This is a genomic window from Streptomyces caelestis (genome assembly GCF_001279005.1).
Lineage (GTDB): Bacteria > Actinomycetota > Actinomycetes > Streptomycetales > Streptomycetaceae > Streptomyces > Streptomyces heliomycini.
Window position 1 is genome coordinate 17,158 of the sequence record NZ_LGCN01000217.1, and the last position, 14,814, is coordinate 31,971.

The 14,814-nt window shown below is 67.0% G+C and carries 13 protein-coding genes; 5 read left to right on the forward strand and 8 right to left on the reverse strand.

Annotated elements, in window-relative coordinates:
* Window positions 1–361: 361 nt before the first annotated feature.
* The 5 genes from ADK41_RS26075 to ADK41_RS26090 all read right to left on the reverse strand — a co-directional run bounded on the left by ADK41_RS26075 (window position 362) and on the right by ADK41_RS26090 (window position 4,727).
* Window positions 362–661, reverse strand: coding sequence for a WXG100 family type VII secretion target (locus ADK41_RS26075; RefSeq protein ID WP_030834542.1), 300 nt, complete (start codon window positions 659–661; stop codon window positions 362–364).
* Window positions 662–721: 60 nt separating this feature from the next.
* Window positions 722–1,069, reverse strand: coding sequence for a WXG100 family type VII secretion target (locus ADK41_RS26080; protein ID WP_030834540.1), 348 nt, complete (start codon window positions 1,067–1,069; stop codon window positions 722–724).
* Window positions 1,070–1,212: 143 nt separating this feature from the next.
* A complete protein-coding gene (locus ADK41_RS26085; protein WP_030834538.1) occupies window positions 1,213–2,439 on the reverse strand; it encodes a S8 family serine peptidase in 1,227 nt (408 codons plus the stop codon).
* Window positions 2,440–2,502: 63 nt separating this feature from the next.
* On the reverse strand, window positions 2,503–4,275 hold the full coding sequence (locus ADK41_RS39770; RefSeq protein ID WP_078662155.1) for a hypothetical protein: 1,773 nt from the start codon (window positions 4,273–4,275) through the stop codon (window positions 2,503–2,505).
* Window positions 4,276–4,277: 2 nt separating this feature from the next.
* Entirely contained in the window at window positions 4,278–4,727 is a 450-nt protein-coding gene (locus ADK41_RS26090; protein WP_030834535.1) for a hypothetical protein, read from the reverse strand.
* 430 nt (window positions 4,728–5,157) lie between these two features.
* Between ADK41_RS26090 and ADK41_RS26095 the strand changes: the two genes are divergently transcribed.
* From ADK41_RS26095 to ADK41_RS41805, 3 genes are all read left to right on the forward strand, one after another.
* A complete protein-coding gene (locus ADK41_RS26095; RefSeq protein WP_030834533.1) occupies window positions 5,158–5,649 on the forward strand; it encodes a hypothetical protein in 492 nt (163 codons plus the stop codon).
* Window positions 5,650–5,747: 98 nt separating this feature from the next.
* A complete protein-coding gene (locus ADK41_RS26100; protein WP_030834531.1) occupies window positions 5,748–8,021 on the forward strand; it encodes a DUF6571 family protein in 2,274 nt (757 codons plus the stop codon).
* A gap of 4 nt (window positions 8,022–8,025) precedes the next feature.
* Window positions 8,026–8,742, forward strand: coding sequence for a hypothetical protein (locus tag ADK41_RS41805; protein ID WP_158717716.1), 717 nt, complete (start codon window positions 8,026–8,028; stop codon window positions 8,740–8,742).
* Between the two features lie 425 nt (window positions 8,743–9,167).
* Here the strand turns inward: ADK41_RS41805 and ADK41_RS39775 are convergent, their stop codons facing one another.
* The 3 genes from ADK41_RS39775 to eccB are packed head-to-tail and all read right to left on the reverse strand — an operon-like array spanning window position 9,168 to window position 12,268.
* Window positions 9,168–9,398: a hypothetical protein gene (locus ADK41_RS39775; protein ID WP_107088030.1), complete on the reverse strand. Its 231-nt coding sequence runs from the start codon at window positions 9,396–9,398 to the stop codon at window positions 9,168–9,170.
* Entirely contained in the window at window positions 9,395–10,711 is a 1,317-nt protein-coding gene (gene mycP, locus ADK41_RS26110; protein ID WP_078662154.1) for a type VII secretion-associated serine protease mycosin, read from the reverse strand. Before mycP ends, ADK41_RS39775 begins: the two co-directional genes overlap by 4 nt.
* 30 nt (window positions 10,712–10,741) lie before the next feature.
* A complete protein-coding gene (eccB, locus tag ADK41_RS26115; RefSeq protein ID WP_030834527.1) occupies window positions 10,742–12,268 on the reverse strand; it encodes a type VII secretion protein EccB in 1,527 nt (508 codons plus the stop codon).
* Window positions 12,269–12,496: 228 nt separating this feature from the next.
* Between eccB and eccE the strand changes: the two genes are divergently transcribed.
* Entirely contained in the window at window positions 12,497–13,777 is a 1,281-nt protein-coding gene (eccE, locus tag ADK41_RS26120) for a type VII secretion protein EccE (RefSeq protein WP_078662153.1), read from the forward strand.
* A gap of 5 nt (window positions 13,778–13,782) precedes the next feature.
* Window positions 13,783–14,547 carry a hypothetical protein gene (locus ADK41_RS26125; protein ID WP_030834524.1) on the forward strand — a complete coding sequence of 255 codons (765 nt, stop codon included), beginning with the start codon at window positions 13,783–13,785 and terminating at the stop codon, window positions 14,545–14,547.
* Window positions 14,548–14,814: the final 267 nt, after the last annotated feature.

Here is a 14,814-nt window from a genome sequence, read left to right on the forward strand (position 1 = left end):
GAGCGCGCCGCGACGCCAGGCAAGCGGAAGCGGTCGGGCAGCGCGCGCCGGTGATCCACCGGAGAAAGCCGGGCTGGAGACCGCTGCCGCCGACAGCCATCGTCAGTGCGTCGGCCATCAGGGATGCGCGCTGGTGGTCCACCATCGAGTGGCCGACGGTCTCGCGGGCCGCCGGATACAGCCAGTCCTCGTCGGTGGGGATATATAGGTGATGTCCTCCAACACGTGAGGCCCCGCGGCCGGATCTTTCTTTTGCAAGATCGTTCCTGCCAGGGGCCTTACGGTTGTACGGGCTTGGGGACGGCGGAGCCCAGTCCGATCCGGCGATCACGACGAGTGACGGCCGGGTACGGGAAAAGGATTACTGCAGGTACCGGGACGCCGCCAGGTCGCCTTCCATGTACGTACCGCCGGACGAGCCCACGACATGACCGATGCCCATCAGGGCCTGGTGGATGTCGCTGGCCTCTTTGTCCCAACGCCGCAGCTTCTCGTCGAAGGTGTCCTGCGCCTTACCCGCCCAGTACTGCTTGCTGTTGACCACCATCTGCCGGAGCTGCTGGAGGTCCTCGTCGAGCTGCTTCGCCTCGTTGGCGATGGTGGTCGCCGCGATGTCGAGACCGTCATAACCGACTTGCAGTCCCTCGTTGTTACGGCTCATCTCTGTCTACCTCGTCTCGCTCGTGTGTGCTGTTGGCCGATGACCGGGAATTCCGCCGGCTCAGAACGAGCTGAACGGGGAGGACTGCACCGTGGGGGCGCCGTCCAGGACGTTGATCTTGTTCACGGAGGCGCGGACCTCGTCTTCCTTGCTGTCCTTGATGTTGCGCGCCGTGGTCATCGCGTCGATGACGTCGGCGAGGACGCGACCCATGTTCTGCAGAGACGTGTTGATCTCGTACTGCTTGGTGTCGAACGCGGCACGACCGATGCCGTGCCACTGCCCCTCGAGGCTGTCGATCACACCCTGGAGGCTGCGCACCCGCTTCCGGATGTTCTCGAACTTCTCGTACATGTCCTTCTGCAGCTTGACTACCGCTGCATCTTCGAGTTTCTGGTCGACGGCCATGGTCAGCCGGCCCTCCCTGTCTCTGTTCTGGATTCCAACTGGTGTGGCTCAGTGGCTTACGGCGGTGATACGAGGGCTCCCGCCCGATTCGGTCTTTCGGTCTTTTCGAGTCGGGCGGGTACGAGCGGGCGGCAGAGCCGGTGTCACCGTGCGCGTCGTGCGCGCAGCACCCCGAAGGTGACCCCACCGATCACGATCACCGCCGCGGCGGCGCCCAGGGCGATCCACAGCGTGTTGCTGTCGTTCGACGACTCCGCGGACACGGTCTCCGTCTTCGATCCTGCTCCGGCCGCCTTGTCCGCGGAAGTGGATCCCGCGCCCTGTGACGTGCCTGTTGCAGAGGGGGAGGGAGAGGCCGGATTGATCTCCGTCACCAGTTCCTCCCCTTCCTTCTTGTTCCACTTGCCGAGCGGATCGGAGTAGGGGTCACCGGCGTCATAGTTCGGGTCCGCGAGCACCACGCGCGGCCGGATGGTCCCGTATCCGGACTTCTGTGTCGGCTTGTCCTTCGGCCACTTGCGACCCGCCGTGTCGATCAGCGCGCGGGTGACCTGGTTCGCGGTCCAGTCGGGGTGCGCGGACCAGACGAGGGCGGCGGAGGCTGCGGTGATGGCGGTGGCCGAGCTCGTGCCCTGCCGACCGTGACAGTAGGTACTGAAATCAGGTCGACAGTATGACGGGATGTTTTCTCCCGGAGCCACGAGGTCAACGTACTGACCATGGGCGGCGAAGTCCGACACTTTGCTGGACTCGTCGATGGACGAGACGCCCAGGACGTACGGGTAAGCGGCCGGATATTCGATGTATTCATCACCGTGGTTTCCCACGGCAGCAATCATCAGCTTCCCCTTCGAAGCGATGCGCTTGATCGCAGCTTCGATTTCAGGGTCGGAGGCCGGCGAACCGAATGACATGCTGACGATCTTCGCATCGGTGTCTGCAACCGCCTGGAGAGCTTCCAACGTTGTAGCTGTTTTTCGCTCCTCCTCACCCTTCAACCGTTCTCCGAGTTGGATCCGATACGGAACGATTTTCGCTCCAGGTGCAAGCCCTTGGATGCGACCGTTCGTTCCGGTGCCAGCGATCATTTCAGCCATGGTCGTTCCATGACCGGAGTAGTCGTCGGTGGCGCCATAAGCAACGCTCTCGGGGACCTCATCGGCGAGGACTTGTCCCTTGAGTGAATCCGTATGGGGATTGACTCCGGAGTCGATGACCGCGACCTTGATGCCTTTACCCGTGCTGGTCTTCCACATCTGCTCGGCCTGCATGGGCTCCAGGTACCACTGTTCCGACTGGACATCGGCGGCAGCAGCGCCCGGGGCGAACGCCACGCTCGCTGTGACCAGGGCGCTCACGACGGCGCCCATGGCACGTACGCGTCGCCCTCGACGTGTCCCTGATTTCATGGTGTGGTGAGTCCTCGCTAGCGCTTAGTTGACTGGTGGCGCATCGTGTCGCGGTTTGCCGGGTTCGCCCGTCTCTTCGTCTCCGGCCACGCGCGGGGGCCGCTGTGCCCTCTCTGCTCTGCGGTCTTTACCAGGCTTGCCACGGCCACCGGGGCCCCGTACCAGGCCGACCCCACCCTGAGTCATGCCATTGCGCGTTGCGTTGGCGGTGGATTGTCGCCCAGCAGGGTTTCCGACGATTCCGGGCACAGCCGAGCCTCCTCGCGCATTGACTGCGCTCGAACCGGGACGTGCCGGGGAACCAGCCGCCCCGAAGACACCGGACTGTCCGGGTCCGCCGACCGCGGGCCGGGAACCGGAGGTTGTCCCAGCACCAGCCACCGTGCTCGGAGGGATCCTTTGCCCGCCTCTCACTGGGCCCCCGGCAGGAATCGAGGGACGGCCTCCCACTACGCCACCTGTGCTACCGGCACCGGTGACCGTGCTGCCCGCCGCCCGAGGCGTCGCGGTACCGCCGGCCCGCGGCGTGCCACCGCTCACTCCAGGACCCATGGGCAACGACTGGGGTGGGGAGGTCCTGCCCTGAGCTGCCGTCGCTCCCGCAGCTGCTGCTCGACCCACTTGGCCCAGGGGTGCTCCGCCCACCATGTGTCCTGGCGCCACGCCCGAAGCACTCCCACGGACCGCACTCGTTCGCCCTTGAGCCGCGACAGGCAAGGTAGGGCGCGCGCCGCTTGGCCGCCCGTCGGAACGACCCGAGAGAACCGGAGGAAGCAGGGTGCCAAAGCCGTTTGTGGCCGGATTGGTCGACCCACTCGCGGCACCGGGGACACCACTAGGTGTCGTCTGCCCCGTGGCGGTCGCTGCCGGGGGCGGCAGTGTGCCAACGCTGTCGATGGTCGTCCCCACGGGGGCGCCGAAGTCGACACTTTCGTGCGTGACGGCATCCTCTGATACCGCAAGACCACGCACGCCCTGCGGAGCAGCAGCATGCTCTTCCACAACGGCTGTTGGACGGCGCCCCTCGACACCCTCTGCTCTGGTTCCCTGAACGGTTCCGTAAGTCGGTGCTTCGGGCCAGCCCTCTCGCTGGTCGTCTCTCGGCTTCGGCACCCCCACATCCGGCATCGCTTTGAACTTCGGTGGCTCCAGCGCGGCCAGTTGCTCCTGGGACACCGCGTAGTACGACGACAACCGGTTCATCTGGTTGATCGCCTCCTGGCGGTTCTTCTCCACCTTCAGGGCCGCGGTGTACTCGTCGTTGCTCTCGACCCGCTCGTCCTTCGGGAACTGGCCGGGGCGCATGGCCTCCGCGCGGGTGTCGCGAGGGGGCATCGCCTTGCGGACGTCCGCCAGGCCTACGGCCGCGGCGGTGATCTGGTCACCCGCCCCGCCGGCGAAGTCGCTCAACGCGTACGTGTCGGTGACGAGCGAGCGCCCCCACGTGCGGAACGCCTCGCCCGACTCCCCGACCCAGTGGACCCTTTCGATGTGGCCGTCCAGTTCCTTGGCCGCGTCCTTGATGGCGTCCCGCGCCGACCACAGGGCCTTGCCCGAGGACTCCAGGTCCTCCGGGTCGGTCTGTTCGACCAGGTCGACCATGGCGTTGAGGCTGTGGTTCTCGAAGTTCGTACGTCCCTGCAGGGCCTGTCCGACGGGGGTCGATTCGACCGCCGTGCGCATCAGCCTGCTGAGAGGGTCGAATGCGGGCCGTTCCTCGACGCCTCGGGTGAAGTCCGTGAGGAAGTTCTGCTGGGAGACCCGCTCCAGGTCCGCCTCGTGCTTCTTGTCGGTCATCGTCACAGGCTCCCGCTGGTGTCCCCGCCCTTGGCGCGCTGTTCGCCTGCCCTGGCGTCCTGAATCTGCCCGATCTGCGTCTGGATGGTCCAGAAACGACGGCGCTGTTCCTCTTCGAGGTTGTCGAAGCCCACATGCGCACCCTTGACGGCGATGCCGATCGCCTCGATCTGCAGGTGCAGCGTCCTGGAGAGCGCGGTCAGTTCCTCATGGACGCGGTTGTACTGGAGGTACAGCCCGTGCGCCTCCGGGAAGGCGGCCGTGCTGCCGCTGTTCAGTGACGTGGGTTTGATGGTCTGGCCGCCGACCCGCGTGGGGTGGGCGGCGGAGCCCTCCAGATCGCGCAGTACGCCGTCCACACGCTTCACGAACGTGGTCAGCGCCTCGTCGGCGACTTCCAGGTTCAGTGCCCTGGTGGCGGACACGCCACCCACCATGTCTGCTGGAAGCACGTCGCTCCCTCCCCGTTTCCCCGTGACACCGTCGGCCGAGGCCGACCAGTTGGCCAGTTGTGCGCCCTACGTTCGCAAACCAGTCGTGATCGCCACTCTAACCAACGGGTACGACAGAGCCAATCGTGATGTGTGCCAACTCAGTTACGGCTGTGCCCCGGAGGCGCCTTTTCGGCCGATGATCGGCCGGCGCTCTCATCGCACCGCGCATGCGGACATGATGTCGACATCGAGGTGTGCTTCACCCGTCATCTCGACCGGAACGGGTGGATCCGCCCAGAACCTTTACGCCAGCAACCGGGTTATGGAAGCCGCAGCGTCTCGGTGCTCTCGGGTGGGTTGCTCACTGGTGCCGGGGTCCGGACGCCGCTGGGCGCCGTCCGACCGGCAACGGCGCTGACGGACCTGTACACGGGGAAGGCAACCGTCCATGGCATGGGACGAGTGGGAGCGGCTCAAGGCCGACGCCCTGCAACGGCAGCAGGGTTCCACGCAGATGCAGCTGAACGAGCTGGACGGGGGCGGTGGTTCCGGCGGCCCCCGCAGGCCGGACGCGTACGGCGGCCTCAAGGTCGCCAACGACGGACTCACCAAGATCGGCAAGGCCGCCTTCGGGCTCTACAACCAGTTGTGGGACAAGGCGCGAGTCGCCGTGCCCAGCAGCGACTCGGCCGCCGCCGACCTGTCGAAGCAGGGGTTCGCGCTCGGCCCAGGGCTCAAGCACGTGTCGAACCGGTGGGAGGAGCAGCTCAAGTCCCTGATGGACGCGTGCGCCCACATCTCGAACCACATGCGAGTGACCAAGAAGCTGCACGACAACGACGAGGGCTACATCCAGCGCCAGATGAGCAGCATCGCCGCCCTGGACGCCGGGTTCGACGAAAGGGTCGGGGCTCCGGGCGAGAAGAAAAAAGAGGAGTAGCGGGGCGCTGAGGACGTCTTCTGCCACGTCTCGCGCTCACCGCTGCTCGCAGCGTCTCCCTCAGCCTGCTTCTCGTCTCACTCCCAGGACGTGCATCCATGGAAATCGACACTCTCCGCGACGCCAACTTCGCGCTGCTCGACGACGCCGTTGATGACTGGTCGACGCTCGTCAAGAGCCTCGAGGGCCTGAAGAAGGACGCCGAGGACGATCTGCGCAAGAGTGCCGACAACGCCGATTGGGCCGGCGTGAACGCCGAGGTGTCCAAGGAGTTCATCGGCAAGACGGCCGGCGAGTTCGCGGACGCCCACACTCAGGCGAAGAGCATCCACCAGATCCTCAGCGACACGGTGGGTGAGCTGAAGGGTTACCACCGGCAACTCGTCGAGGCCATCGACGGCGGCCGGAAGAAGAACCTCACGGTCATCGCCTACGAGGGTGGCTTCACGGTCACCACGAGCGCTCCGCCCGAGGCACGGAGGGCGATGGACCAGGACGACAAGGGTCACATCACGGCTCTTCGCGACGAGATCCAGGGGATCCTCGACAAGGCCGCCGAGAGCGACGACTCGGCCAGGACCGTTCTGCAGGCCCTCGTCGACCAGAGCGAGATGGGCTTCTCCGACGCCAGTTACGCGGATCGGGACTCCGCCGCGAAGGCGATCGCGGACGCCGAGGCCATGGCGAGGGTGGCGAAGAAGGATCCGCACGAGGTGACCAACACGGAGCTGGCTGCGCTCAACTCGGCTCTCGTCAAGTACAAGACCGATCCTCTTTTCGCTGAAAGGTTCGCCACGAGTGTCGGCCCCAAGGGGCTTCTCGATTTCTGGGCGGGTATCGCCGACCCCTACCAGGCGGCCTACGACCCAGCCCGGAGCAAGCAGGCCAAGCAACTGCAGAAGAACTTGGGCATCACGATCGGCCGGGCCACACTCTCCGACAGCGCCGCCATGGCGTCCTGGAAGAGCAAGATGCTCGGGCTCGGCGAGAACCAACTCGGCATTGATGACGCGAGCAACCCGACTGGTTTCGCGGTCATGAGTAACCTCATGCGTTTCGGTGACTACGACGACCGGTTCCTGAACGACTACGGCAACAAACTCATCGGGTACGACAAGAAAGTCAACGGTGAGGGCGTCAGTCTCTGGGTCAACAATGTGAATCAGGGGGACCTGAACTTCTGGGACTACAAGAACGACCGAGGCCGCGACCCGATGACAGGATTTCTCGAAGCACTGGGACACAATCCCGACGCCTCGACTCAATTTTTCGCCTCGCCTGATGTGACGAGTGACCCGAACGACAAGAATTTCAAGGTCAACGAGCACCTCAAGTACCTCACGCAGGAGCGCGTCTGGGTTTCCGACACCACGCTCCAAGGCGACGACGACTACGTCGCAGGGCGTGATGCGCTCGGCCACGCTCTGGAGGCAGCCACCACTGGATTCGCGCACGATACGGACGTCAAAGAAATCATCGCAGCCGGCGGCGGACATCGGACCGCCGATACAGCGGCGGTCATGGAACAGGTGTCGTACCTGTACGGCAGCGAGAACGGCCCCAAGATGCTGCACGAGCAACCCGAACTGGCCGACAGTCTCGGCAAGATGGCCGGCGCATACATCGACGACATCGACTACAGCCTGTCCGGTGTCGGGGATCACATGCGCGATCAGGCCACTTTCCCACCGCAGTATCACGGACGCGCCAACTTCACTGAAGAGGGTGCGATCAATTTCTTGAGCGTGCTCGGTCAGAATGAGACATCTCACGCTGCCGTCACGGCTGCGCAGCACCTGTACACGCTCAGTGCGATGGACGCCCATCCACCGACGAGTGAGCAAAACATCGAGCGGGCCCACGATGCTCTGATGAACGGGGCCGAAGTCCGGGGCATCCTCGACAACTCTCGTGTCCAGCAGGCCGAAACAACTTATAAGGGAGATGCGGAGGAGGCCAACAAGTCATTGGGGAGATCTTCTGACTGGGTCAAGGTCGGGGCGGGCGCCGTGGTCGCAGGCGGAATTGCAGCCGTTCCGCTGCCGGGTTCCACAGCAGCTGCGCTCGTCATCGCGCCGGTCGCTGCCGACACCGCCGGCCAGGTAGTGAATACCTTCATCGGCCATGGTGTCGATCACGCGGTGGACGACAAGGAACAAAAGCCCGCGGAGAAGGCTCAGATGACGAGCACTGAATTTTACGGAAAGGGAGCAGAACAGCTCGGTTCCGCATACTCTGCGTACGTCAACGGAAGCAAGGGCGGTGCCGAAGTCGCCAATAAAGAAAAGTGGGCCAGCGACATTGAGTCCGCGTACTACGGGGTTGGTTCCCACGAGAACGAACACCGAGGCCGCACTCCTTACGAGGATTGAGTCCGTGAAAAAAACAAATAAAATCAGTACACAAAAGCCCGGCAAAAGTTATTCGATGGCATGTATCTCAGCATGCACAACGGCGCTGCTCGGTTCTAGTGTCTCCGCTTGCAGCGACGGCGAGCAAGAGAATCCGTATTTGACCGCCACGCAAGTATGCGACTTCACGTTGGACGCGGCAGCGGCTAGAGTTCTGGAGCGCATGGGCGCCACTAAAAAGTTCGGGGAAAACTATAGAGACAGCACGGAGAACTACAAAGACAACCCCGAAAGTTTCACTCTCGCACGGACCGCCCAAATGCTTCACGCCGACATTACACAACGCAACAGTTGTTATGTTTACAAGGCGGACACCGGCACCGGCTATCCACTGATTCACGTGGACTTCTTTGCCACTGACAGATACACAAAGCCAGACCCCTCACCCAAGAAGAGGGACCCGGGGGATAAATTTTATTCTCTCGGTCTCTACGCCAAGACTCAAGGAACCGAAGGTGCCGCACTTTACTTCAAGTGTTCCACCCGGGGCGGCGGGAAAGAAACTCCGTACGTGAAAGCAACCCTGTACAGCACTCCCGGGGAGACCTCCCCAAAAGCCACCGGGCAGGACCTGATGACCATTCTCGGCACCATGTCCCGCGCCCTGGCCGGACAGCTCGGTTGCGCGGCAGAAGCAGCGCTGCCGGCGCAGATCACCGAAGCGGACCAGCCCAGTGGCTGACGGGGAGCGGAAAGAGTTGGCGTCCCGACCGCATTCTGTTGGTCACCATGTACGCCTGGGCAGGGGGGTCAGCAGACGCCCCTGCGGCTCGTCACCTCGTACGCGTAACCCGGTATCGCTGTTCCGTCGCCGCCGCTGAGGCTCGGGACCAGTCGGTCGTGCTTCTTGGGTCGGGTGCGCTGCACGTGGACGCAGAAGGCGGTTCCCGCGCCGTCGCCCGTGACGGTGTAGGGCGAATCGATGGCCGTGTTACCGGCCGTCGAGTGGGCGTCGATGCCGAGTCGGGGGCTTCTTCGCCAGCGTGGTCCACGACCTCGTTCTCGGTCGTCGTGGAGTCGTTGCTGTCGATGGCCTCGCGTGTCAACGTGCCGTCCAGGGCCGTCACGGTCTGGTCCACCGCACCGGTCTGTTCGTCGTCGCTCCACCTACGCGCCGCCCCCGGTGGACAGGCCGCGGACGCCCACGACGATCATGAGCACGGCCATCGTGACCAGCGTCAGGCGCGCGACGACGAAGGCCGAGTCGGGGACCTCGGGGGCCGAGGGGTTGAAGGACTCGCGCCAGGCCCGTACGCGGTCGGCCTTGACGCAGGCCATCGCGAGCAGTACGGCTGCCAGGACCAAGCAGAATACCGACAGTTTTTCCAGTGGTGTCATGCGTGCCCTCCCTGGGCTCCGTGTCTGCGTCGTGCGTCCCTCACCGCGACCGCCGTGCCGGCCAGGCCCGCCGCCAGGACCAGGCCGCCGACCACCACGTAGGTCCCCAGGCGGGTGTTGCGTTCCTCGGCCGTCTCGCCGAGGTGCAGGGGGGCCACGGCGGGCGCCTTCGCGTGGATCTCCCCTTCCTCGGCCCGGGGGGATTCCACGGGGCGGGCCGGATCGACGTCCGTGAGGGCCTTGACGGGGTCGATCACGCCCCAGCCGACCAGGCGGTCGTGGCCGGGGATCGAGCGTTCCGCGGTCTGCTCGATCTGGGCGACGATCTGGCGGGCGGTCCACTTCGGGAACTTGGCCTTCAGCAGTGCCGCGACCCCGGCCACGTACGGGGCCGAGAAGCTGGTGCCGTTGTCCGAGCAGTGGCCGTTGCCGGGGACGGTGGAGATCATGTCCACGCCGGGGGCCGCGACGCCCACGAACTCTCCCGACTGGGAGAAGGGGGCGCGTTCGTTGTTGCGGTCGGAGGACGCCACGGCCAGGACGCCCTCGTAGGAGGCCGGGTAGGTGACCTTGACGTTGCCGCCGAGGCCGTCGTTGCCGGCGGAGGCCACCACCACGACCTGGCGGCCCAGGGCATGGTCGACCGCCGCCTTCAGGCTCGGGTCGGGCTCGACGGCGTTGGCCGTGTCCTGGGAGATGTTGATGACGTCGGCGCCCGCCTGGACGGCGTGGCGGATCGAGTCCGCGAGGGTCTTGGCGGTGCCGTTGCCCTCCGCGTCGTTCTGCTTGATCGGGATGATCGTGGCCTCGGGGGCCAGACCGACGAAGCCGGTGCCTTCGGCGGGGCGGGCCGCGATGATGCCGGCCACCCGGGTGCCGTGGCCGACGGTGTCGGTGGTGCCCTGCGCGTTGCCGCGCTCGATCTTCTCGCCCTCGGCGTTCTTCGACGGCAGGAAGTTCCTGCCCTTCGAGGCGTCGACGGCGTCGGAGAGCTGGGGGTTCTTCACGTCGACGCCCGTGTCGATCACCGCGACCCGGACGCCCTTGCCCTTCGACTGCGCCCACAGCGCGTCGAGGTTGACGCGTTGCAGCGCCCACGGCCGGCCTTCGTACTTCTTGGACGGGAACGTGCACCGTCCGGTGTCGTCCGCCCGTGCCGCGGGGGCCGCCGGGAACACGAGGACGGTCCCCGCGAGGAGGGTCGCGGCGAGCACGGTCACCGTCGTGCGCGGCAGTGCACGAGGGCGCCGGACCGCACGTACGTCGTCGGTCCGTTCGGTGGCGTCGCACCCGGTGCGGAGGTTCGTCGGCATGACTGGTCGCTTCCTGACGGGCCGTGGCGGTTAGGAACCCTGCGGCTGTCGTGCCGCAGATTCCGACAGGCGCGGGCCGGTGGGCAGGAACGTCGACCACTGTGCCGGGACGGGAGAGGGGGCCACCTTCTCGTAGCCGAGGCGGGTCTGGGCGATCCTGGCTTCGTTGAGCCCCTGCTCGCGCTGCTCGTCGGAGGTTCCGATCCCCTCGTCGTCCGTGGCGCTGTCGCTGTTGGACTGCAGGGCGTAGCGCAGCCCCGTGTCGGTGACCAGGAAGACGCCGCCGGCGTCGGTCTCCGTGCCCTGGAACTGACGGTAGAGCTGGCCGGAGCCCGGGGTGACGTAGGCGCTGGACGAGCCGGCGGGCAACTGTTCCGGGAAGTCGGTGCCCACCCAGGTGGACAGGGTCGTCCTGCCGTTCTTGGCGTCCACCGAGCGCAGGACGCTGCAGACGGTGTTGGCGCCGGACGTCGCGGTGGCGCCGTCGTTGACCGTCTCCGGCCGGTACGAGGGCCAGTTCCGCTGTCCCTCGAACTCCGTGCTGTCGACGACCGCGCCGGGGCTGACCTGCTGTGCCTCGCCCGCCTGCCCGACACCGACCAGGTCGCCGCTGTTGAGCAGCAGGGTGGCGGTGAACTCGGAGATGCGTGCCACCTCGCCGGTCAGGACGACGTAGTACTGCATGCGCCGGCCGTCGTACGCCTTGATGACCATGCCGACCTTGTCGTACTGGCGGAGGGCCTCGGCGGCTCCCGCTTCCGCACCCGGGGTGCCCTCGATCTCCGGGATGGAGATCGGGTCGCCCTGGTGGAGGGTGTCCAGCCACTCCTGGGAGACGCGCTGCGGGGCGCGCCCCTGGGTGTCGAGGGCCTTGAGGAGTTCCTTGTCGGCCGGGTCCGCCAGCGGATAGGCGTAGCCGCGGGAGTCGACCACGTACGGGGAGGTGCCGTCCGGGCCGACGACGTACATCAGCTCGCCCCGGGTGAGCTTGCCGGAGCCCTCGGTCCTGGACCACTCCTTCTCCGCGAGGACGAACGCCGCCTTCTGGATGGCGCGGCCGCCGGCGCCGGGCCGCTCGCAGACCGCCCAGCGCTTGGCTGCCTCGGCCTCCTCGGGCGAAGGGAGCCGGTCGGGCGCGTAGGGGATGCCGATCGTGGCGCCGTGCGGTGGTTCGCCGCTGTCGAGGATCTTCTCCTTGACGGTGATGACGCTGTCCTTGCCGGGGTCCAGGAGGAGTTTGGCGGACGCCATGTTGAGGACGGGGTGCAGTTGTTCCTTCCCGTCCGTCTTGAGCACGACGTATCGCGTGGTGGAGTCGCTGGCCACGATCACGTGCGCCCCGGGTTCGTCCCACCCCTTCGGGGCCGTCGGGCTGAACAGGCCGATCGCGCCGAAGACGGCGAGGACGACCACGGCGACGATGACGCCCGGTACGACTGCTCTGAGCGGCTTGGGGGCGTCTTCTTCCGAACCCGAGGGGGAGGGTCGCAGGAAGGACGCGAGCGTGCGGCGCTTCGCGAAGGTGTAGGCGTTCAGTTCGTCGCGCCGTGATGCCATCTGCTTTCGTTCTCTCCCCGTACGAGGAAGTGGAGGACCGGTGGATGTTCAGTGGATGGCCACTGAACCTCCGTCCCCACACCCCCGGCTGCCTCTTGGACCCCGGCTGTCGGTCCCGGCCCCTACTATGCCTGCTGCGCGTTCGGGTGTGCGGCACGGGTAGGGTGCTGAGGCCCTGCCGGTTTCCTGCGGGCAGTGTTTTAGGGAGAGTTCGGGGGTTTTTCAGTGATGGCTTCCGCGCCAGGGACCCGGTCGCGATCGCAATCGACGACGTCGAGGACCGTCGCGCCCCGTCTGCGGACGCGTTCGGGACGCGGTGGGTCCTTCCTGGTCCAGCGGCTGGTGCTGCTGGAGTTGGCGGCCGCCCTGGTGGTGTGCGGTTGGCTCATCGGTCCTTTCGTCCTGGTGCCGGGCGCCGTCGTCGCCTTCTTCCTCTGCGTGTTCGCGGTCGTACGGCGTCGGGGGCACTCCCTGCCGGAGTGGCTGGGCAGCCGGCTGGCTCTGCGGGCCCGCCTCCGGAGGGCGGGGAAGGAGCCGGTGCCGCCGGACGTCGACCCCGGTCTGGCGCCCGCGGTGGAGTGCGAGCCGAACCTGCGGACGCACACCTACGGCCACGGCGACGACCGTGACCGGCGGCCGGTGGGCATGGTGGGCGACGGGAGCTTCCTCAGCGCCGTCCTCCAGGTGGAGGCCGACGCCGGCGCCCTGCGTGCCGAGCGCGGTCGCAGGCCGCTTCCGCTGGCTCTGGTCCGGGACGCGCTCGACGTGGACGGCATCCGTCTCGAGTCGGCGCAGATCGTGCTGCACACGCAGCCCGCGCCCGCGCCCCATCTGCCCCAGCAGTCGGTTGTGGTGACGAACTACCAGCAGTTGCAGACCGGAACCGACTCGCCGGCGGTCCGCATCATGTGGATCGCGCTGAAACTCGACCACGAGCTCTGTCCCGACGCGGTGGCCGCGCGTGGCGGCGGGCTCCTCGGGGCGCAGAAGTGCCTGGTGCGGTCGGCGGAGCACCTGTCCAGCCGGCTGACGGGCGCCGGTTTCCGGGTGAGTCTGCTGACTGAGGAGGAACTGACGGCCGCCATCAGCACGTCGGCGTGCGCCAACCCCATGGTGACCGCCCAGGCCGGACAGGGCGACGCGTCCCGGCGGCGGACCGAGGAGTCCAGCCGCAGCTGGCGCTGCGACAACCGCAGGCACACCACGTACTGGGTCCGCCGCTGGCCCGCGCTCGGCGGCGCCGGCGGCGGTCTGCCCCAGCTCGTCGCCGAGTTGACGGCGGTTCCCGCGTTGGCGACGACGTTCAGCCTGACCCTGGCCCGCAGCGGACAGCGGGACGTGGCGGTCACCGGACATGTGCGGGTCACCGGCCGCAGCAGCACCGAGCTGGCCGCCGCCCGCCGCGCACTGGAGCACGCCGCACGTCAGGCGCGCACCGGGATCGTACGTCTGGACCGGGAGCAACTGCCCGGTGTGCTCGCCACTCTGCCGCTCGGAGGTGCCCGCTGATGGTCATGTCGACGTCCGCACCGGCCGATCCGGCCGCCGGGACACAGCCGCCCACCGGTCTGCGGGACCGTCTGCGCACCGGGTTCGGGTTGCTGGGACCCCGGCATCCACGGCACACCCTGACCTTGGCCGAGGCCAACATGCTGGCCCTGCCCATAGGCGACGACGGAGTCGTGGTGGGGGTGAACGCCGAGGGACAGCCCGCCGTTCTCGGGGTGAACCGCCCGACGCCGTTCGACATCCTGCTCATCGGCGGTCTGTGGACGACGCAGGTGCTGGCGCTGCGCGCGGCGGCGACGGGGGCGCGGGTCGCGGTGGAGACCGGTCGGCCCGGGCACTGGGCGCAGGTCGTGCGGGCGGTCGGCGGCGGCCAGTCCGGGATGACCGTGCACGAGGTGGGCCGGGTACCGCCGCTCGGCGCCTCGGCGACGGGTCCCGTCCTGGTGATCCGGGACTGCGGCATGCGACCGCCGCGCGGGCGGGTGACCTCGGCGCCCTGGCAGTCCGTTCTCACGCTCCTGCCCTATCTGAGTCCGGTCGCGCCGAGACTGGCGCGTCAGGCGCGCCTGGTGGGTGTGCAGCGCGTCTCGCCCGATGAGGCGGTGGAGATCGGGCGGGTGACGGGATTGCCCCGGGCCGAGTACGAGGGGCTTCCCACGCTCGCCGACGGTGTCACCTTGTGGTGTACGGAGCGGGACCGGCAGTACGTGATGACGCAGCCGACGGATGCCGAGATCGGCCTGGTGGGAACGCCGCGTCGCATGGACTGACCGGTCGGCTCACGACTCTTCGGGCGTCATGGGCGGTTTGACGCTTCCGCGGGTGTTTGCCGGCCGGTGAACGACGGCGCGCGGCGCGTACCGCAGGTGCTGCGGGGCGGGCGGGGCTGACGGGCCGGGGCCACTGGTGATTAGGCTGGTACCCGGCGCGACGCCAGAACCCGGGGACCGGGCATCGGCGTCCTATCGGGAGGGCCGGTTCGGACGACTTCGTTTCCTTTTCGGACACGTCGGACGACGAGAAAGGGTCGCCCCAGC